General features: G+C 45.5%; 22 protein-coding genes. 19 read left to right on the forward strand and 3 right to left on the reverse strand.

From position 1 onward, the window contains the following. Positions 1-18: 18 nt before the first annotated feature. Positions 19-663 (forward strand): FMN-dependent NADH-azoreductase, encoded by a 645-nt coding sequence (locus L0660_RS11900; RefSeq protein ID WP_235159651.1) that lies wholly within the window; start codon positions 19-21, stop codon positions 661-663. Between the two features lie 20 nt (positions 664-683). Then, a complete protein-coding gene (locus tag L0660_RS11905) occupies positions 684-1,967 on the forward strand; it encodes an NAD(P)/FAD-dependent oxidoreductase (RefSeq protein ID WP_235159652.1) in 1,284 nt (427 codons plus the stop codon). Positions 1,968-1,998: 31 nt separating this feature from the next. Here L0660_RS11905 and L0660_RS11910 read toward each other — a convergent pair whose 3' ends face one another. Further along, positions 1,999-2,577: a Crp/Fnr family transcriptional regulator gene (locus L0660_RS11910; protein WP_235159653.1), complete on the reverse strand. Its 579-nt coding sequence runs from the start codon at positions 2,575-2,577 to the stop codon at positions 1,999-2,001. Positions 2,578-2,702: 125 nt separating this feature from the next. On the opposite strand from L0660_RS11910, the gene L0660_RS11915 reads away from it, so the two are divergent. The 11 genes from L0660_RS11915 (at position 2,703) to L0660_RS11965 (ending at position 10,579) form a co-directional block, all read left to right on the forward strand. Next, complete coding sequence (locus L0660_RS11915) at positions 2,703-3,143, forward strand: carboxymuconolactone decarboxylase family protein (RefSeq protein WP_235159654.1); 441 nt, start codon at positions 2,703-2,705, stop codon at positions 3,141-3,143. A 52-nt stretch (positions 3,144-3,195) separates the two neighbouring features. Then, entirely contained in the window at positions 3,196-3,357 is a 162-nt protein-coding gene (locus tag L0660_RS11920; protein ID WP_235159655.1) for a hypothetical protein, read from the forward strand. 31 nt (positions 3,358-3,388) lie between these two features. After that, entirely contained in the window at positions 3,389-3,823 is a 435-nt protein-coding gene (locus tag L0660_RS11925) for a DoxX family membrane protein (RefSeq protein ID WP_235159656.1), read from the forward strand. A 50-nt stretch (positions 3,824-3,873) separates the two neighbouring features. Continuing rightward, on the forward strand, positions 3,874-4,692 hold the full coding sequence (locus tag L0660_RS11930; protein ID WP_235159735.1) for a transketolase: 819 nt from the start codon (positions 3,874-3,876) through the stop codon (positions 4,690-4,692). Next, positions 4,689-5,696 (forward strand): transketolase family protein, encoded by a 1,008-nt coding sequence (locus L0660_RS11935; protein WP_235159657.1) that lies wholly within the window; start codon positions 4,689-4,691, stop codon positions 5,694-5,696. Before L0660_RS11930 ends, L0660_RS11935 begins: the two co-directional genes overlap by 4 nt. 126 nt (positions 5,697-5,822) lie before the next feature. Beyond that, on the forward strand, positions 5,823-6,260 hold the full coding sequence (locus L0660_RS11940) for an Rrf2 family transcriptional regulator (protein WP_235159658.1): 438 nt from the start codon (positions 5,823-5,825) through the stop codon (positions 6,258-6,260). A gap of 52 nt (positions 6,261-6,312) precedes the next feature. Beyond that, positions 6,313-8,409: a cbb3-type cytochrome c oxidase subunit I gene (locus L0660_RS11945; protein WP_235159659.1), complete on the forward strand. Its 2,097-nt coding sequence runs from the start codon at positions 6,313-6,315 to the stop codon at positions 8,407-8,409. 37 nt (positions 8,410-8,446) lie between these two features. Further along, positions 8,447-9,466 carry a cytochrome c gene (locus tag L0660_RS11950; RefSeq protein ID WP_235159660.1) on the forward strand — a complete coding sequence of 340 codons (1,020 nt, stop codon included), beginning with the start codon at positions 8,447-8,449 and terminating at the stop codon, positions 9,464-9,466. Between the two features lie 43 nt (positions 9,467-9,509). Continuing rightward, positions 9,510-9,767, forward strand: coding sequence for a hypothetical protein (locus tag L0660_RS11955; RefSeq protein ID WP_235159661.1), 258 nt, complete (start codon positions 9,510-9,512; stop codon positions 9,765-9,767). Positions 9,768-9,771: 4 nt separating this feature from the next. Next, positions 9,772-10,182: a cytochrome C gene (locus L0660_RS11960; protein WP_235159662.1), complete on the forward strand. Its 411-nt coding sequence runs from the start codon at positions 9,772-9,774 to the stop codon at positions 10,180-10,182. 1 nt (position 10,183) lies between these two features. Next, positions 10,184-10,579: a group III truncated hemoglobin gene (locus L0660_RS11965; RefSeq protein ID WP_235159663.1), complete on the forward strand. Its 396-nt coding sequence runs from the start codon at positions 10,184-10,186 to the stop codon at positions 10,577-10,579. Positions 10,580-10,962: 383 nt separating this feature from the next. Here the strand turns inward: L0660_RS11965 and L0660_RS11970 are convergent, their stop codons facing one another. Both L0660_RS11970 and L0660_RS11975 read right to left on the reverse strand, forming a co-directional pair. After that, the gene (locus tag L0660_RS11970; RefSeq protein WP_235159664.1) at positions 10,963-11,121 is read right to left on the reverse strand and encodes a hypothetical protein; all 159 of its coding nucleotides are present in this window, start codon (positions 11,119-11,121) and stop codon (positions 10,963-10,965) included. 346 nt (positions 11,122-11,467) lie between these two features. Then, positions 11,468-11,884 (reverse strand): hypothetical protein, encoded by a 417-nt coding sequence (locus L0660_RS11975; protein WP_235159665.1) that lies wholly within the window; start codon positions 11,882-11,884, stop codon positions 11,468-11,470. A 186-nt stretch (positions 11,885-12,070) separates the two neighbouring features. On the opposite strand from L0660_RS11975, the gene L0660_RS11980 reads away from it, so the two are divergent. From L0660_RS11980 to L0660_RS12005, 6 genes are all read left to right on the forward strand, one after another. Continuing rightward, entirely contained in the window at positions 12,071-12,802 is a 732-nt protein-coding gene (locus L0660_RS11980; protein WP_235159666.1) for an outer membrane beta-barrel protein, read from the forward strand. A 33-nt stretch (positions 12,803-12,835) separates the two neighbouring features. Continuing rightward, positions 12,836-13,684, forward strand: coding sequence for a hypothetical protein (locus L0660_RS11985; protein WP_235159667.1), 849 nt, complete (start codon positions 12,836-12,838; stop codon positions 13,682-13,684). A 27-nt stretch (positions 13,685-13,711) separates the two neighbouring features. Beyond that, positions 13,712-14,470, forward strand: coding sequence for a MotA/TolQ/ExbB proton channel family protein (locus L0660_RS11990; protein WP_235159668.1), 759 nt, complete (start codon positions 13,712-13,714; stop codon positions 14,468-14,470). Continuing rightward, on the forward strand, positions 14,467-15,903 hold the full coding sequence (locus tag L0660_RS11995; RefSeq protein ID WP_235159669.1) for a S41 family peptidase: 1,437 nt from the start codon (positions 14,467-14,469) through the stop codon (positions 15,901-15,903). The genes L0660_RS11990 and L0660_RS11995 overlap by 4 nt, the downstream gene beginning before the upstream one ends. Positions 15,904-15,978: 75 nt before the next feature. Then, positions 15,979-17,949, forward strand: coding sequence for a sensor histidine kinase (locus L0660_RS12000; RefSeq protein WP_235159670.1), 1,971 nt, complete (start codon positions 15,979-15,981; stop codon positions 17,947-17,949). Further along, the gene (locus L0660_RS12005; protein WP_235159671.1) at positions 17,946-18,566 is read left to right on the forward strand and encodes a response regulator transcription factor; all 621 of its coding nucleotides are present in this window, start codon (positions 17,946-17,948) and stop codon (positions 18,564-18,566) included. The genes L0660_RS12000 and L0660_RS12005 overlap by 4 nt, the downstream gene beginning before the upstream one ends. The last annotated feature ends 3 nt before the right edge of the window (positions 18,567-18,569 follow it).

Below are 18,569 nucleotides of genomic sequence, written 5' to 3' on the forward strand. Positions count from 1 at the left end.
TTTGATAAAAAAAAGAGCATGAAAAACTTACTTGTCATCAATTCAAGTCCTCGCACAGTCAGATCACATAGCCGGAAACTGACAGAAGTCTTTGCCAACACCTGGAAGGAGGCATATTCCGATAGCCCGATTACTTTTCGCGACCTGGCATCCAGCAACATCCCGCATGTAACCGAAACGTGGATTGCTGCTGCATACAAGCCAGAATCGCAACGTAACGATGAAGAATTGGAAGCACTCAAAATCAGTACGGAATTGATTTGCGAATTGAAATCGGCAGATGTCATCGTTTTAGGGGCTCCGATGTATAATTGGTCTATTACCAGTTCCTTAAAGGCCTATATCGACCAGGTACTCCGGATGAATGAGACCTGGGCTTTGAACCACGAAAACAGGCTTGATCCATACATAGGGCTGCTCAAAAACAAAATTGTTTTTCTGTTATTCTCAAGAGGCGCAGAAGGATACGAGCCAGGAGGATATAATGAACATATCAATTTTCAGGCGCCTTATCTGCGTCGGGTTTTTAACGTTCTAGGCATTACCGACATCCGCGAAGTGGCATTGAATGGGGAGATGTTTGAGAGAGATGCACATGCTCTTTCCGCAAGAAATGCGGCAGCAGAGATCCGGAATTTAATTGCAGCAGAATGTCTGCTCTAATACGTTAAATGTACAAGGCAATGAAAGCAAAAAAGCATGTTGTCGTTATAGGCGGTGGGTTTGGCGGTCTTAACTTTGCCAAGCAGCTGTTTAATAACAGTTTCTATGAGGTGACGGTGGTCGACAAGAATAACTACAATTATTTCACCCCATTGCTTTATCAGGTTGCCACTAGCTTTTTGGAACCATCAAGCATCAGTTATCCATTCCGGAAAATATTTAGAAATAAAGGCATCCATTTCAGAATGGCTGCGCTGGAAAGCGTCGATACATCTGAAAAGAAATTAATTCTTAGTGATGGCCAAACACTGGACTATGATTTACTTGTTTTTGCGGCTGGTACCAGCACTAATTTTTTTCGAAATGAAACTGTTCGTAAAAACGCATTTTCGTTAAAGGGAATTGATGATGCGCTTTATATGCGTAACGAATTGATAAAAGTCCTGGAAAAAGCTTCGCTGGAAAAGGATGAAAATGAGCGTCGGAAATTACTGACGATCGTCATTGCCGGAGGCGGGCCAACAGGCGTAGAGCTCGCTGGAATGCTGGCCGAGATGAAGCAATACATGTTGAAAAAGGATTACCCCGAACTTGATGAAAGCGAGGTAGCCATCCATATTATCGACGGTCTGCCGGTTTTATTAGCCCCAATGAGTGATAAGACGCATCATGCTGCATACAACGCTCTAAGGAAATTGGGTGTCCACATCAAGCTCAATGTGCAGGTGAGCAGCTTTGAAAATGATTTGGTAAGTTTATCCGACGGGACAACCATTGATGCCAAAACAATGATATGGGCAGCGGGGGTGGTGGCGATTGCTTTTGAAGGAATCCCGCCAGATCGTTTGGGTAGAGGAAACCGGATGGTAACTGATGAGTTCAACCGCGTAAAAGGATATGATGATGTTTTTGCCATTGGCGATATAGGTATCCAATTCACTGACGAAATCTATCCCACAGGGCATCCACAGTTGGCCCAGCCAGCCATTCAACAAGGCTCGTCCCTGGCTAAGAATCTTCTTAGAATGGCAAAGGGCAAACAGCCAAAAGCTTTCAGATATTTTGATCGAGGCGATATGGCCATTATTGGTAAAAACATGGCCGTGGCTGACTTGTTTAAACACAAGCTGCATTTAAGCGGTATCCTGGGATTATTAAGCTGGCTTTTCATCCATTTAATTTCCCTGGTCAATTACAACAATATGATCAAGACATTCTATAACTGGATCGTGGCCTACCTAACTAACGACCAGGTTCTACGAATGATTTTCCGGACGGAAAACCGTGAGGCCGATCAAAAATAACAAGTCTGAGCGCGGCACCTTCCCGATGTGATCAAAGCTTTTTAGATCTCAGTCCGCTTAGGAACTGAGGTGTAAAACCCAGAAAGGAAGCGAGCATATATTGCGGGATGAGTTGCACGAATTCAGGGAAGCCGGTTGTGAATTGCAAATATCGGTCTTCGGCAGATTCGCAGAGCATGAGCTCAATCTTTTTTAATGACGCAGTATATGCCTTTTGCATCATCAACCTGAAATAGCTATTAAATGCAAGAATTTCATTAAACAGCTCATCGGCATCATACCTTGTCAAAACAAGGACTTCTGTTTTTTCAACAGCCTGAATGTAGTAACCTGAGGGTCGCTGATTATTGATACTCAGGTAATCGCTCAGCCACCAGTTGGGGATGCCAAACTGCAGGATTTGTTCAAAGCCAGTATTGATAATTTTATAAAAACGCAGGCAGCCGGTTAATACAAAATAATAGTGATTACAAACCTGTCCTTCCTGCAAAAGGAAATCTTTTTTTTCGACCAGTTTATGCCGCAATTTTGAAGTAAGCAGCAACTCGTCTTCATTAGTGAGCGCGCTAAATTTTGAAATGTGTTTCAGTAACTGATTGTGGTGATTCATAACTCGAAAAGTAGGGCCTTTGTTTTCAAAGCTAATGTATTCTCGCAAATTTCTTCAAGTAGATTAATTTTTCAAAAATGAAAGTAGCGAATCTTTGCAGGTAAATATATCAATAATTCAATATCATGAATAAAAGAGTAGTTATCAAAGATTTGGAGCCAAAAGCTTACGAAGCCATGTTCGGTTTGGAAAAATACCTTTCACAAACAAAGCTCGACTCGTCTCTAAGAGAGCTGATCAAGATAAGGGTTTCCCAGATCAACGGCTGTTCGTATTGCATTGATCTACATACCAAGGACGCAAGGAAAATGGGGGAGACCGAGCAGCGGATTTATGCACTGAGCGCATGGCGCGAAACTCCTTACTTTACGTCGACAGAAATGGCTGTACTGGCATTAGCAGAAGAAATTACCTTCATCAACAAAGGTGTCTCTGAGCCAACTTACAACGAAGCTTCCAAGGTTTTGGATAAGCATACTTTGTCTCAGGTAATTATGGCCATTATTACCATCAATGCCTGGAACAGGATCGCTATCTCCACGCATATGAAGCCTGTGCTGGATTAAATTCCCGGCGGCGGCGGGACGCGGGTTGAGGTCAATAACGCACCTTTTGTGAATGCAGTCAAGAAGTTGGCTGATCAGGCCCCACACGTTGCTTTTAATCGCCAAACTCTTCGGTGAGGATGTGGCTGCTGGGATTGCAAATGGTGCAGAATACGAATGGAACAAAGATTCGCAGCATGATCCGTTTGCAAAATTAAACGGCCTCGTAGACTAAGCATTGTATTACATACATTAACTATCTTCATATGAAAACAAGAAGTGATATTGCCCAATTATTTTTACGCCTTTCACTAGGAGTTGGTTTCGCGCTGCCCGTTTTGGACCGTTTTGGTCTGCTGGGTCAACCTGGCGAGGAGGGGATTAACTGGGGTAAGTGGGAAAATTTTGTAGGCTATACCAATATCCTGCTGCCATACGTAAATTTTTCGGTGGCAAACTTTATGGGTGCTGCCGCAACAGGCGCCGAAACGATTTTTGCCATCACTTTGATCATCGGTTTCAAAACCAGGCTAGCTTCCCTTGGGAGTTTTTTGCTGACCCTTATATTCGCTTTGAGTATGTTTTTCTTCGTAGGCAGGACTGCACCTTTTTCTTCTTCTGTGTTCACCGTAAGTGCAGCTTCCTTGTTACTTTCCTGCATGCCTGTTTATAGATGGAGCATTGACTCTCCAAACACTTGACGCTTGCAGCAATAAAGCAGTTATACCAAAAGAAGAACAATATCAAAGGTATGGGCACAGAAGAGACAATGAATGATTCAAAGCAATTAAGCGGAGCACTTCGGCTTAAAATATTGGGTCTATACCACAAAGCAAATGCCGGACATATCGGCTGCTCCCTAAGCTGCATCGACCTAATGATTGCTGTGCTATTTCTTCAAAAGGCAGAAGATGACACCTTCATTTTATCCAAAGGTCACGCAGCAGCAGCTTTATACGCCTGTCTGAATGTTACTGGTGAAATTACGGACGAAGAACTCGATACTTTCTATCAGGATGGAACTTCACTTCCTGCCCACCCGGCGCCCAGACAATTTAAAGGGATTCCATTTGCAACCGGATCGTTAGGACACGGTTTGCCCATCGCCACCGGAATTGCACACGCAGCTAAAATAAGTGGTGAAGAAACTTATTCTTTTGCATTGCTTTCAGATGGAGAAACCAATGAAGGCACAACCTGGGAAGCAGCACATTACGCGATTCAAAACAGATTGGATAACCTTTTTATGATTGTTGATAGAAACGGTTTGCAAGGTTTTGGGGCCACGGATACAGTGTTAGGTGAAACAGCTTCCGTGGAAAAGTGGAATGCGATTGGTTTTGAAACGATAGAGATAGATGGACATGATATTGCCTCGATTAGCCAAGACATCAGTGAGCTAAAAACACATAAAAACGGGCTTCCCAAGGCGATTATCGCAAATACGGTAAAGGGCAAAGGAGTTTCCTATATGGAGAATAAGTTGGAGTGGCATTATTTACCGATGACCAAAGACCAATACGAGCAAGCCACCCTGGAAGTAACGCACAACATCATACGAACCAAATGAGAAGAGAATTTTCGAACACTTTGGAGCAGTTGGCAGTGGAAGATGATTCCATTGTTTTAATAACGGGCGATCTTGGCTATAATGCGTTTGAAAATTTAAAGCCCAAGTTGGGTAAGAGATTTATAAATGCAGGCGTTGCAGAGCAAAATATGGTCGGTGTAGCAGCCGGTTTTGCACATAAAGGTTATAAGGTTTTTTGTTACAGCATTGCCCCGTTTATCGTTTACCGTTGTCTGGAACAGTTTCGCAACGATGTCTGCTTTAACAATTTGCCCGTATTTCTGGTGGGAAACGGTGGCGGCTATGGTTACGGAATCATGGGGAGCAGTCATCATGCTATTGAAGATCTGGCCTGTTTAAGCGGACAACAGAATGCAAATGTTTGGGTTCCTGCTTTTTCAGATGAAGTAGGGTCTGTTATGCGGCAGATTGTGGCAGAGGCGCGTCCTGCTTACCTGCGATTAGGCACCGGGCAAACGACTCCGGACAATAGTTATATGTCAGGTTCCTTTAAAGTGATCCACGCCCCCGAAAGCGCAGAGGTTACCGTTTTTGCACTCGGCCCTATTGCCAATAATGTCATGACAGCGCTTTCTGCTGCTGAGGACCTGGTGTCCAAAGTCAATGTGGTCACGGCATTGCATTTCCCGCTGGAAATTAGCGCCGATTTGGAAATAATGATTAGAAAAGCGCCCTCCATTCTGGTGGCCGAAGAACATATCAGCACCGGTGGACTTGCACAGCAGCTCTGTGTTCAATTGCTGGAAAAAGACGTTTTTCCGCATAATTTTAAAAGTTTGAAAGCGGAAGGATACCCAAATAACCGCTATGGAAGCCAGACTTATCATCAAAAACTTTCCAACCTAGACCCGGATTCAATCATTTTACACATTAGGCAATTAATGAGTATAGCCCGACGAAAAAGGTTTTATCCATCTGTCAAGGCTAATTTTGACTGCCGTGATCTTGCTTTACTCAACAGCTTGGAATTATTATGCCGTTAAGATTTCAAAAATAGGATAGTGGGCATAAGTAGAGTACGGAGCAGAGATATATCCAAATAAATAAAGAGTAAAAAGTATTTTATTTCCCGGATCTTGAAGTTATATTTGCATATAAACCAGATGCAGATGTTTTTTTCAAAAACGTGCGAATACGCAATAAGAGCGGTCATTTTTATAGCCCAGAAGTCGGAAGGGGGGAGGAAGGTGGGTATTAAGGAGATTGCGGCTGGTATTGATTCACCAGAACACTTCATTGCTAAGATCCTTCAGGATCTCAGCAAACGTGAGCTCATACAATCCAGCAAGGGTCCGAATGGTGGCTTTTATATTGACAGCAATGCCCGAAGCAATACGCTGGCCGATATTGTTAAAGCGATTGACGGGGAAAAAATATTTAAGGGCTGCGGCCTGGGGTTAAAAAGTTGCTCTGAGATAAAGCCTTGCCCACTGCACAACGATTTCAAGGAGATTAGAAATAAAATGCATTTAACTCTACAGTCGTCGACGATCGGGGAGTTTAATGAGAATTTGAATTTGGGGCTAAGCTATATCAAAGAGAGATAAAATTTTTAATATTAAAAGATATTAAGGTCTTAATATATATAATAAGCATATTATGAATAAGTATAACATTATCAGTACATTATGCTTTTTTATTTATCTGACTGCAATACCTGCACGTGCTGAAAGCCTAGTCAGTCAAACCACTATGCTATTGGTGGGAATCGTTGCATTAGTGATGGCAGTGGGTGTGCTTTTTATTGCAACTTTGATTAAAGACGTTGTTCAGCATTACCTGCTTGCCAAGGTAGATCCAAATCAAAGGGATTATTCAAGATACCTCCATAACTTGAATAGCCAACAGATCTCATTGCTGCTCGACCGTATATTAAAGAAGCAGAATTTAAGGCTTATTACGCTCGCTATGCTGAGTTTGGTAGGTTTTCCTTCGCACGCACAGTGGAGCCAACCAACTCCTGACTCGCTGCTGAGCCAAGGCGGGATTGTAATTACCATTGTCCTGATTGCAATTCCTGTTCTGGCAGGAGCTATCTTTTTATTTTTCAAAATCACCAGCACATTAACCGGCTATCGAAACCAGCAGCGTGTGGCTGAAGCCGGGCGTGTGGCAGCTTACCTGAATCAAATTGAAGGTGAAGCCCTTGCAACAACACTGCAACAAAGAAAAGATGCGCTAGATTTTGCATTGAGCCATAATGAGCTGTCGGGCGCATTACCGGCCAATGATCATAAGGGGCTGATCAACAATGTGGAGCATGAGGCATCACTTCCATTTGTGGCACGTAAAAGAAAGGCTCAGGTTCGCCCGAAAGTGGACCCGCAACTTTCCAGGCTGATCACCTGGTTCATAGTCACAGCTACTTTCTGGCTGGTTTTCGGGACGACGGTAGGAGAATACCTCGGTATAAAATTTGTTGCACCCGACGCGGATCAATTTAGCTGGCTGAGCTTTGGGCGGCTGCGCCCGGTCCATACGAATGCTGTTTTCTGGGGCTGGGCATCGCTGGCGATGCTGGGGCTGGGCAACTATGTCGTGCCCAGGGTGAGCAATACAAAACTATTTAGTATAAAACTCGGATGGTACACATTGATCTTCATTAATACGGCGGTGGTACTAGGCACATTGTCTTTAATGGCCGGAATCAATAATGGGGGCGGGGAGTACCGGGAATATATCTGGCCGGTGATGCTGCTTTTTGGCATTGGGCTTCTGCTGACATTGATTAACTACTTTAAGACGGTCGCCAGCCGCACTACGAAAGAGATCTATATTTCAAACTGGTACATCGTCTCTTCGGTGATCTTTGGAATTGTGATCACAGTTGTTGCATATGTGCCTCTTTGGCAAAATGGGCTGGGGGAAACGATCATTCAAGGCTATCATATGCATCAGGGTGTGGGAATGTGGTTCATGCTTTTTACACTCGGTATCGTTTATTATTTCTTGCCCCAGCAGCTTAACAAACCCATCTATTCGTATAGTTTGGGTATACTTGCTTTTTGGACCCAAATCCTTTTTTATACGCTTATTGGTACCCATCATTTTGTTTTCAGTGCAATACCATGGTGGCTGCAAACGGTCGCCATGGTAGGCAGTGTAGGCATGGTCATACCGGTGGTAGCAGGGACAACTAATTTCCTGCTGACCTTTAAAGGCGCATGGTACAAGATCACTGACAGTTATACGCTTCCGTTCTTTTTAACGGGTATCCTCTTTTATTTTACCGGTTCCATGCAGGGCACTGCCGAAGCGTTCCGGTCAACCAATCTAATCTGGCATTTTACTGATTTTACCGTCGCGCATTCCCATTTGACGATGTATGGTATTATCTGCTTTTTACTATGGGCAGGCATTTATGCACTCATGCCACGTATTACCGGGCAGGAGCCGCCGCAGATTACGGTCGGTGCTCACTTTTGGCTGGCATTGATCGGGTTATTGTTTTACACGATACCATTGATGTATGGTAGTACCATGCGCGGATTAATGTGGATGGAAGCCAAACCCTTTATCGACTCGGTCAGCTTTATGGCACCGTTTTGGCTCTGGCGGGCGATCGGAGGAAGCCTCATGTGGCTCTCTCACCTGTTTTTCGCTTATAATCTTTACCGGATGATGGTGGCGCCGGGCGCGGTTGATATCAAGGAAACGGCATTTGAAAAGCTGAGATCTATTGATCGCGTCTCCTGAAGTCGGTTTAATATCTACCCTAACTCAATTTGAAATCATGGACTTCTTCAATAATCACAACAAACTATTTGGCGCTGCCTTCCTGCTCTTTATCAGCTTAACCGCTTTCGTGGCCATATTGCCGGCTATTGATAATGAGCAGAACAATGCGCCGCTGCCAGGTGCAGTGCCGCTCAGTGAGGCGGCAATCCGAGGAAAGGCATTATATGTTTCCAATGGATGCGTGGCCTGTCATACCCAGCAGGTTCGCAATGTAGAAATGGATAAGGTTTGGGGCCAGCGGCCGGGGCTTGCGGCAGACTATGCTTCCAACCGCCGCACGGATTTCTGGCGTAATACCGCCACGCTGATGGGCACTGAACGGACCGGGCCCGACTTGACCTCAATCGGAAGCCGGCAGCCCAGCCGGGAATGGAATCTGGTGCATTTGTACAACCCGCGCATTGTCATCAAACAGTCCATTATGCCGGCTTATACCTGGCTGTTCGAAGTTAAGGCCGAGCCTGAAAAAGATGATGTGGTGGTAAATGTTTCAGATGCGTTTCAAAGACAAGGGATGACTTTGGTGGCTACTCAGGATGCGCTGGACCTGGTCGCATATTTACAATCGCTGAAACAAGCGGAACTCCCAGGCATGGCGGGAGCTCCTGCCTTTTTATACTCAAAACAGGAACAGGAAACAGAAAGCACGGATCAATCCAAGCAGTCAGATACTGAAACTTCAGAAAACGGCCAGATGCTTTACGCTACCCATTGTCAGGCCTGTCATCAGGAAAGCGGGGAAGGTTTGAAAGGCGCTTTTCCACCTTTGAAAGGCAGTACAGTTGTAGTCGATAAAGATCCTTCCTTAATCGTAAACATCATCATGCAGGGCTATGACGCTCGCCAGGAATACGGGGCAATGCCCGCCGTCGGAACGAATGCAGAGCTAAGTCCTGATCAAATCGCCGCCATTATTAACCACGAGCGCAGTAGCTGGGGCAACAATGCGCTCAAGGTATCGGTGCAGGAAGTGGAGCAGATCCTGCAGAAAATCAAAGAGATGCCTGTGCAATAGATACTATGACGATATTCTTAAAATTTTACAATTCAGATTTGATATGAAAAAACCCTTTTTATTGATCGTTTTTGTCTTGATGGGCTTACTTGCTGCGGCCTGTCCGGTATGTGACCAGCGTCAGCCGAAGTTATTACAAGGTATCACGCATGGTTCTGGGCCGGAAAGCAACTGGGACGTTGTGATTGTTTTGATTGCAGCCATCATTGCCATACTGACACTCTTCTTCTCGGCAAAGATGTTGATCAAACCTGGTGAAAGGTCCGGCGACCATATCAAAAGGCTTATTTTAAACATTTAATGATATGGACGATAAAAGCACAGTTTTTCTTTTCCTCGATAAGGAACAAACGCCAATCGCTGAGTTTATCTCTCCTGTGAATTTTGAGCTGGATACCCGTAAAATGGTGGACGGCAAACATGAACTAAAAATCATCAGTAAAGATCCGACAGGAAAAGAGGGTATCCGCATCATTCCTTTCGAGGTAAAAAACGGGCCTGCCATTACCGTCGAAGGTATCACCGAAAATGCAGTTGTGGATGGAGTAGTTCCATTAATGATCAATGCATACGGGAAAGGGGACCAAAAGCAGTTTCTGATTTCCGGAAGTGAAACACCTCAAAGCATTCCGGCCTGGATATGGATCTTACTCATCGGCTTTTTAGGATGGTCGATCTATTATCTTATCCGATACATTGACTTGATTAATAATTGAAATGAAAACAAAACAAGACATACTCCACAGCGACGATATCAAGCTTCTGGTAGATTCTTTTTACGCAAAAGTCAGGGAAGATGCATTACTATCGCCTGTTTTTAATGAGCGGATCAGCGATAACTGGCCGCAGCACATGGAAAAAATGTACAAATTTTGGCAGACAGTGCTTTTGAAGGAGCATACCTATTATGGAAGCCCATTTACGCCACATGCCATGTTACAGGTTGACCACACGCATTTTGAAAAATGGATGGATTTATTTTTTGGGACAATTGATGAACTATTCATCGGCGTGAAGGCCAAAGAAGCGAAGTTCAGGGCGCAGAAAATGGCAGAAATGTTTGAACACAAAATCAAGTACTACCAAAGCAATCCATCCCGTGTGCTTTTATAATCCGGCTCAAATTAACATAGTATTACTGAGATGCAGTTCTGGAGCGCTGATACAGCAGATCCACAAAAGAGGATGATGGCTGGGCGCTTGACCATCTTAAGCTTATCCAGAGATGATAACTCTTTTCAAAAGCAGCTCACCTGAAAAAGAAATTGCAAGCGGCTGATCGTATGACCCTAACCTTAAATTGGAATAATGATTTGATAGTTTGGAAACTTCTGACCAAGATTTTGTAGTAGTCGTAGAGCGGATATATGAACCGAGTAGCAAATAGGACGGCTTCCGCATTTTTTGACTATTGTGGCCTAAGGGATTAAAGAAAAGCGAAGCTGGGGTAGACTGTAAATTTCAGAATTGTTTTGCACTATTTTAACGGAAATAATTCACACAGCCGGGTTCAATGAAACGGTGGTGGCGGTTGCACAACTCGGCATAAAAACAGCCAGGAACTTTCCTGCTTGATGAGAAATTTTTTCTAGTGCCATCTGCAAGGCAATTTTTGAATGAATTGCCTCTAGCGTTTGTGCAACGTTGTAGCCCATTATTCGCTTTGAATACGCATCAGCAACCAAAGAAACGTATAGACACTTGTAGGTTGTAAACCAATACGTGATATCGGCTACCGCCCGGCGGCCCGGCCACAATTGATTTGGCCTTTTCAATACTAAATCTCTGATTAGATTGGAGTACTTTCTGAACTTGTGGCGGGGAAAGTACTCTCATTTGTGGTTAACTTATTTCAGGACAAGACACCAAGGATGATCCCAGGAACTGACGCCTATAAAATCGTATATGCAAACATTAAGCTACACAGTGTTGCAAGTATTCGGTTTGCCATTCCAGGCAGAGGAGTTCAGAGATTTTGCTCGCGCCTGCGCATATAATGCCTCAATCAAACTTTTTCCTAAGCCCTTTTATCAGCTTTTTCACGGCAGCTGATTGGGAGTTGAAGCCATTCATGCCGTTGGGACTGGCCTTGTAAAACTCTGATTGCCATATTTCATCATTGTCCTTTGATTGCAGAGAGGCACTCAATGCCACACCTTTGCCGCCCCACGATGTCCAGGTGACACCGCCCGAAATTTTGGTTTCAAGTTTAAGCACAAAGTCAGCTTCGGCTTTGGAGGATGCTACTTTCCAGTAATCCCAATCCTGCAGGGCCGTTTTCAGCTCCTGCGCAGCACTTTTTCCCACATCCGTTTTATTGACTTCCACATACACGGTGTTGCCTTTTTTCAAAACCTCTTCCTGCGCGAATGAAAGGGTAGCAGGCAGCATTAGTAATGTTAAAATGATTGATTTCATCGTGTTTAAAATTTGATCCGCTGCAAATCTCCGCAGTTCTCAAAACAAAAACCATCCCTGAAATCAGCCATAATTGGGGTTGTTGAAAATGGCTGTTTTCAGGGATGGTTTCCAAAATATCTTCCTTTCAACTTTGCAAAACCTCCTGATAACCATTCATCTCCAATTATTAAACCTTTTGAAAACATGAAAAAACAACTCATTCTAACAGCCGTATTCTTTGCATTTTTCCAAATTGCTGCACGCGCACAGAACGATATGTCAATCTTCATTGGTGGCGGCGGTGGCGGAAACCTGTCCACATATTCCTACACAGCCGACTATGCGGACACCTATACTTCTTCCAGCGCCAAACCGGGACTAAACGGCGGCTTCGTGTTCGGGATGGAGTTCGGGAAAATGGCCATCGTTTCCGGCGTAAACTTCATACAGAAGGGAACCAAGGCCGAGACCGATAATTACCGGATCGAAAACGATTATGTGGGTTTTTTAAAAGCAAGGGAAAACACGTCATTCATTAGCATTCCGCTGCTTTTTCGTTACCGCATCCTGGGTGAAAAAATCGGATTGATTGCATCTGCCGGGCCATCATTCAATGTCGCAGTCGGCGGCAACTCGCGTCTTGAACTCGAAGTAGTAGGCGTGGGCTCACGGAGTCAGTCGGGTGATATCAACTTTGGCAGCGGCATTAATGATACTTACAAGCGCTTCCAGCCAGGATTTATGCTTGGCCCCGGCATGCTGATGCCGGTCAGCGAAAAAGGAAAGCTGGCAGTGAACATGTTGTTTGATCTTGGCTTTGATGCGGTCAACAAGCGCAATGCAACAGCGCGCGGCATCAACGGAAAGGTCATGAATGTCTCCGCGATCCTGAACGTAACCTATACACACCACTTTGTTTTTGGCGATAAATACTGACCTGTATCATTAAGCACAGCCAAATCAACAGTTATGGCAAGGAACAGAGAACCTCAAATCTTCAATATCTCATTTCTGGACGTGATCTGCGGAGCGCTGGGAGCGGTAATATTTCTCTTCATCGCTGTGCCAAAAGGCGGTTCGCCGCCATCTTACAAGCAGCAGCTGGCCGTTTCCTATGACACCCTGCACAGGCAGTTGTTCGCCCCCGTGGACGATAGCCTGAGGCACAAGCGTCCCGGCGACACACTACTCGTTATACTGGCTGATTACAAGGAGCTTCCGTCTGCAAAAGATTGCCCCGACTGTCCTGAATGTGAAACGTCCGCTCCGGCTGAAACCCGCCGGGTAAGTGTCGCGCCCAATGAAGATCACGCATATATCACTCCGGAAAAAAAAGAGCTGGAGCCTCCGAAACCCGAGGAGCTTAAAAATACGCAGTATTTGGGTGATCCGCCGGGCGTGCCGTGCAAGGTTTCTTTCGAGATCAGCTGGGCGGATATTGGCGACAATGTGGATCTGTTTGTTTGCAAAGGCGCCAAATGCGTCTCCGGCAGGGCACGTGAAATACGCGATATCGGGCAATGGGACAGCGGGAAAGCCAAAACCAAGTTCTTCGGAAGCGATCTGCGGACAACGCAGGAGGCTGTCCGGCAGTTTGATAAGGTGATTCCAGGCGAATATAAAGTGTATGCAGTTTTCAAAGCAAGTGCCAAAAATAGTGCTTCCGTAGCCCTGCGGGGGCTTGTTTATTCTAAAAATGAAAACGGACAGGAGCAGGGCGAGCCATTCACTTCGACATTGCAGCTGAATGCGGAGCGATTGCTGCTTGCGACGGTGACGCTGGCAGAAAACGGAGAATTCAAACTGGTCAAAAACTAAAATCTTTTCAAAAACTATCTTAAAATCATGAACAGTAAAAGATTATATCACCTGTCTGTCAGTCTGATAGTCGCCGTTTCCATCTGGTTTGCATTGATCTTGCTGTCTTCCCTGTCACTGAGTCACGGGATCAACCGTTTCCTTCAGGCATTCGGCGGGTCTTTCGGTGGCTTCGTTCATGCGATCATTTACACGGCTTTTATTTTCGGCGTTCTTGAAATTGTCAGTTATCGCAAGTTTATCCGAAAACAAAACGAAGGTTTCGGCCTGAATGTGCTGCCTGTGGAGGATCAGCTTGTGCTTTCGCCGGATGAAGTGGCCAGGATAAAAATGAGCGTCTTGGATCTGGAAAAACACGGTTTCAGCTTTATGTTAACCGATTTTATCAAAAGGGCATGCACGCAATACCGGAACAATCAATCCATTTCGGAAACGCTTCAAGTGCTCAATGTGCAGATCGACAACAGTAAAACCGAGCTGGAAGGCAGGCTGGAAATCGCCCGTTTCCTCATCAACGCCATCGCTTCCCTCGGTTTTATCGGCACCATTTTGCATTTGGCCGGTTCCATCGGACTTTTCCATCTGGCCAAAACGGAAGAAGGGATGCCACTCGTAACCCAAAGTCTGAACATTGCCTTCGACACCACATTCATCGCGCTCTTTCTGGGTTTGATCCTGAGCTACTTCTACCACCGTTACCTGGAAGAGATCGATACTTTTTATTCCAGAATGAAGGCACATATCATTGATAACCTGATCAGTAGAATTTATAAGCAACAATCATGAAAACATTTCAAAAAATCGGCTTTAAACTGGCTTTCCTAACATTGTTTTGCATTGCCGGTTGCCGCGAAAAGGATGTTAACACCCTTGGCGATTTGCTGGGTGACAAAAATTCGGTCAATGAATGGGTGTATGCAACGATGCAGGACGGCTATTTCTGGTATAAAGAAATGCCTGCCAAAAGCAAACTGGATGCCCGCGCCGAGCCGGATGCCTACTTTGAAAATTTGATTTTTAACCGCAAAACGCATGACCGTTTCTCCATGATCACGCCGGATTTTGAAGCCACGCAGCAGCAGTTTAACGGGGTTACGAAAGCTTTCGGGATCCATTATATGCTTGGTTTTATTGATAGCGGAAAATCCAACATTGCCGCATTTCTCTCGCACGTAAGCAACGGAAGTCCTGCCCAGAGAGCGGGTTTAAAACGAGGTGACATCATTATCAAAGTGAACGGAACCCAGCTGACCGATGCCAACTATGCTGATCTGCTCGGTGCAGAATCCATCCGGGTGACTATGGGCAAAGTGAATGGTGAAGTGATCGAAAGTGTTGGCCAGGAAGTGACGTTGACCAGGGGACAGATTACGGAAAGCCCGATTGCTTTTTCAAAAATCATTACCAAACAAAACCGGAAGATCGGTTATCTGGTTTATAATCAATTCGTTCCCGGCACGGATGCGGATAAAGTTAAATATGACAACGAGTTACGGAATATTTTTGCGGATTTTAATAAGGCGGGCATACAGGAACTGGTGCTGGATCTGCGGCTGAATGGCGGCGGATATCTGAGCTCTGCGGTGACGTTGGGCTCGCTGATCGTCAGTAATTACAGTGCTTCCAAGGTCTTTTATAAAGAGCAGTGGAACGACAAATACATTAAATACTGGCAGGAAAAGAACGGTCCGGATGCACTAACCTATAAATTTGCCAAGGAACCCAGCAACATTGGTAACAGGCTCAACCGGATATTCGTGCTCACTTCCAATGGGACGGCGTCTGCCAGCGAGCTGATTATCAATGGACTCAAACCGCATATGTCGGTGATCACCATTGGCGATAACACAGCGGGAAAGAACCTTTTCGGGTCGTTGATCGGGGATGAGAAAAAGCGGTGGAAATATGGACTTTATGTGATGCTGGGACAAACAGTGAATGCAAATGGCGACTCTGATTACGGCACTGTCGAGGGCATAAAGCCAACACACGCTGTTGACGATTCCAATGTGCCTTTTCTGCCCTTTGGGGATGAGAACGAAACATTGCTGCACGCAGCATTGACCCAAATGGGCATTACAACCCGGAATCCTGCACGCATGGCTGGAAGATTGCAGGTGCAGCGAACAGTTCGCCAAACACTCAGGGATACACCAGCAGCATGGAACGGGCTAATGATCCGCGACACGGGCGAAGCATTGCCGCTTGCCAATGACTAAGGGCAACATTATTATCATTTATCGCTGGAAAATCGGAATGTTTTGAAAAATAAGATCTTCATAATCAGCTGCTTCATGTATTCGCTTCTAGCCCTGCAAGCTTTGCCGCTTTGTGCTCAGAGTCCGGTTACAGGTGTCAGCTATGTCGATAGTTTGCAAAATGCCCTGAAACGCAAGCAGAGTGATTCATTGCGTATTGAAACATTGTTTTTGCTCTCAGATTATTATAGCGACAAGGATACATCAGTGGCGATGCAATATGTAAGAAAGGCGGCTGGTTACGTGAAACAAAACTCGTTTCAGGCGGCGCTTGTGCAATTTTACACGGCTGGCGTTTATTTTGATACGGATTTTAAGAGGAGCGAGGCAGGTTACCTGCGTGCAGAACAACTGCTGAGGCGGTTTGCCGGAAAGGCGGCGCTTGTTTACCGGGCCAGGGCGTGGAACAATTACGGCGCGTTGCGGCAACGCCAGGACGACGAGCTGCAATATGCCCGCATCCTGCTCGACCATGTGATTCCGCTTTCCCAGCAGGCAGGCGACAGCGCCCGGATGGCCCGGAATTACCATAATCTCGGTATGATCTTCTCCAATCAGCTCGATTATACTAAGGCCAAAAGTTATCTCAGCTCGGCCATTTCCATTCTGGAAAAAATAGCGCCTAAGTCTCTTGAAATGGCTGATGCTTATATGTTTGCCTCTAAAAATTACATTTACCTTAAAGATTACCCACCCATCCGGCCTATGCTGGACAGCGCCTACGGCATACTTTCAGAAGACCAGAACTCGGTTTACCTCATTGATTTTTACCTGGTAGAAGGCATGTATTATTCCCGGTTGCGCCAGTATGCCAAGGCCATGGAAACTTTTGGTAAGGGTATCTTACTTTGCGACAAATTGGGCAAAGCTTATGACCGTCGCGGCATTATGCTTCAAATCTACTTTACCTACAAAGCGCAGGAAAACTATCCCAAAGCATTGCAGACAATGAAGGCCATCATGCGCAGCAAACCGCCGATAACGCGCTACCAAGACCGGATGCTGTATTATTACGAGCTCGCCCAGACCAGCGAGAAAGTGGGAGATATGACTGGCGCTTATCAGTGGCTTCGCAGATATACCGAACTCGCCGACAGCTCATATCAGGAACGCACGAAAGCCGAAATTGCGGATCTGGAAGCCAAATATAAGTCGGTTGAGAAAGAAAAAAAGATCAATGACTTACAGGCTAAAAATGAACGGGCCACATTAACGATTAAGAATAACAGGCTCCTAAGCTGGCTCCTGGCTGTGGTTTGTTTGTTTTTGCTCGTGGTCACGGTGCTCGTTTTGTTATTTTACCGAAATAATAAAAGGCTTTGGGCGCAGCAGCAGCAATTGCACGAGCTCGAATTGCAAAAGATAAAACAGGATCACCGCATCTCCATGCTTTCTGCCATGCTCGATGGGCAGGAGCGGGAACGTACGCGTCTGGCGCGTGACTTGCATGACGGCCTGGGTGGCCTGCTGAGCAGCATTAAAATTGAGCTTTCGCAACTGTCTGACAAACAGCATGTACCAATGAAAGTGGGAATACACAAAACGCTTTCCCATCTGGATGAAGCCGTGAATGAGCTGCGCAGGATTGCACGCAGCCTGATGCCCGAGATCCTGATGAAATATGGGCTTGCGGAAGCTACAAAGGAATTTTGTAAGAACCTGAAAGAAACCGGTGCTAATCTGGTTTGCCAGGTTTTTAATTACAAAGATTCCATGCCGAGGGAAAAACAGATTGTAATTTACCGGATTATTCAGGAACTGGTCAACAATGCATTGAAGCATGCTCAGGCGTCACAGATCCTGGTGATCATTCAACAAAGTGGCGATACATTATTTGTAACCGTGGAGGACGATGGCAAGGGTTTTGACATCAATAAAACCAACACCAAAGCAGGGGCGGGGCTTTCCAACATCAAAGCACGCGCCGATTTTTTGAATGCGCGGTTTGAAATCCAGTCTGCACCGCAAAAAGGAACAACTGTAACGGTAGAATGTGACATGCTATGAAAGTATTTATCATTGACGATCATCCGATTGTGCTCGACGGCCTTCGAAACCTGCTCGAAAGCAGGGAAGAAATGGAGGTCTCAGGCATGTATCAAACCGGCTCAGCTGTGCTGGATGCGCTCGAAACCACTGTCCCGGATGCCATGCTGATGGACATTAATCTGCCCGATATCAATGGTGTTACATTATGCCATAAAATCAAGCAGAAATTTCCGGCTGCAAAGATCATTGCATTAAGCGTTCATAATGAGCGGACAGTCATCATGGGCATGCTGCAAAGCGGGGCGAGCGGCTATGTGCTCAAAAATGCGATTGGCAAAGACATTATCACTGCATTACACGCCGCCATGGACGGACAGATTTATCTGTGCCAAGGCACGCAGGCTGTTCTCAACAGCAGCCCGCCCAGCGATCAGAAGGAAATTCCCCGGCTTACCAGACGGGAAAAAGAAATCCTGCAACTGATCGGGACAGGGCATACTACGCAGCAGATTGCAGCAGCACTTTTTATTAGCACCCATACAGTTGAAAGCCACCGGAAAAACTTGATCGAAAAATTTGGCGCCCCCAACACGGCCACCGTCATTAAGATCGCCACAGACCTGGGTCTGACCTGATCC

Origin of the sequence: Dyadobacter sp. CY351, assembly GCF_021502625.1 — a bacterium.
In the GTDB taxonomy this organism is placed as follows: domain Bacteria; phylum Bacteroidota; class Bacteroidia; order Cytophagales; family Spirosomataceae; genus Dyadobacter; species Dyadobacter chenhuakuii.

Bases quoted from the DNA above. Each gene is read 5' to 3' on its own strand.
- L0660_RS11955 (WP_235159661.1), top strand. From the start codon at position 9,510: ATGAAAAAACCCTTTTTATTGATCGTTTTTGTCTTGATGGGCTTACTT.
- L0660_RS11985 (WP_235159667.1), top strand. From the start codon at position 12,836: ATGGCAAGGAACAGAGAACCTCAAATCTTCAATATCTCATTTCTGGAC.
- L0660_RS12005 (WP_235159671.1), top strand. From the start codon at position 17,946: ATGAAAGTATTTATCATTGACGATCATCCGATTGTGCTCGACGGCCTT.
- L0660_RS11960 (WP_235159662.1), top strand. From the start codon at position 9,772: ATGGACGATAAAAGCACAGTTTTTCTTTTCCTCGATAAGGAACAAACG.
- L0660_RS11940 (WP_235159658.1), top strand. From the start codon at position 5,823: ATGTTTTTTTCAAAAACGTGCGAATACGCAATAAGAGCGGTCATTTTT.
- L0660_RS11990 (WP_235159668.1), top strand. From the start codon at position 13,712: ATGAACAGTAAAAGATTATATCACCTGTCTGTCAGTCTGATAGTCGCC.
- L0660_RS11910 (WP_235159653.1), bottom strand. From the start codon at position 2,577: ATGAATCACCACAATCAGTTACTGAAACACATTTCAAAATTTAGCGCG.
- L0660_RS11920 (WP_235159655.1), top strand. From the start codon at position 3,196: ATGCAGTCAAGAAGTTGGCTGATCAGGCCCCACACGTTGCTTTTAATC.
- L0660_RS11900 (WP_235159651.1), top strand. From the start codon at position 19: ATGAAAAACTTACTTGTCATCAATTCAAGTCCTCGCACAGTCAGATCA.
- L0660_RS11980 (WP_235159666.1), top strand. From the start codon at position 12,071: ATGAAAAAACAACTCATTCTAACAGCCGTATTCTTTGCATTTTTCCAA.
- L0660_RS11945 (WP_235159659.1), top strand. From the start codon at position 6,313: ATGAATAAGTATAACATTATCAGTACATTATGCTTTTTTATTTATCTG.
- L0660_RS11950 (WP_235159660.1), top strand. From the start codon at position 8,447: ATGGACTTCTTCAATAATCACAACAAACTATTTGGCGCTGCCTTCCTG.
- L0660_RS11965 (WP_235159663.1), top strand. From the start codon at position 10,184: ATGAAAACAAAACAAGACATACTCCACAGCGACGATATCAAGCTTCTG.
- L0660_RS11935 (WP_235159657.1), top strand. From the start codon at position 4,689: ATGAGAAGAGAATTTTCGAACACTTTGGAGCAGTTGGCAGTGGAAGAT.
- L0660_RS11905 (WP_235159652.1), top strand. From the start codon at position 684: ATGAAAGCAAAAAAGCATGTTGTCGTTATAGGCGGTGGGTTTGGCGGT.
- L0660_RS11975 (WP_235159665.1), bottom strand. From the start codon at position 11,884: ATGAAATCAATCATTTTAACATTACTAATGCTGCCTGCTACCCTTTCA.
- L0660_RS11995 (WP_235159669.1), top strand. From the start codon at position 14,467: ATGAAAACATTTCAAAAAATCGGCTTTAAACTGGCTTTCCTAACATTG.
- L0660_RS11970 (WP_235159664.1), bottom strand. From the start codon at position 11,121: ATGGGCTACAACGTTGCACAAACGCTAGAGGCAATTCATTCAAAAATT.
- L0660_RS11930 (WP_235159735.1), top strand. From the start codon at position 3,874: ATGGGCACAGAAGAGACAATGAATGATTCAAAGCAATTAAGCGGAGCA.
- L0660_RS11925 (WP_235159656.1), top strand. From the start codon at position 3,389: ATGAAAACAAGAAGTGATATTGCCCAATTATTTTTACGCCTTTCACTA.
- L0660_RS12000 (WP_235159670.1), top strand. From the start codon at position 15,979: ATGTATTCGCTTCTAGCCCTGCAAGCTTTGCCGCTTTGTGCTCAGAGT.
- L0660_RS11915 (WP_235159654.1), top strand. From the start codon at position 2,703: ATGAATAAAAGAGTAGTTATCAAAGATTTGGAGCCAAAAGCTTACGAA.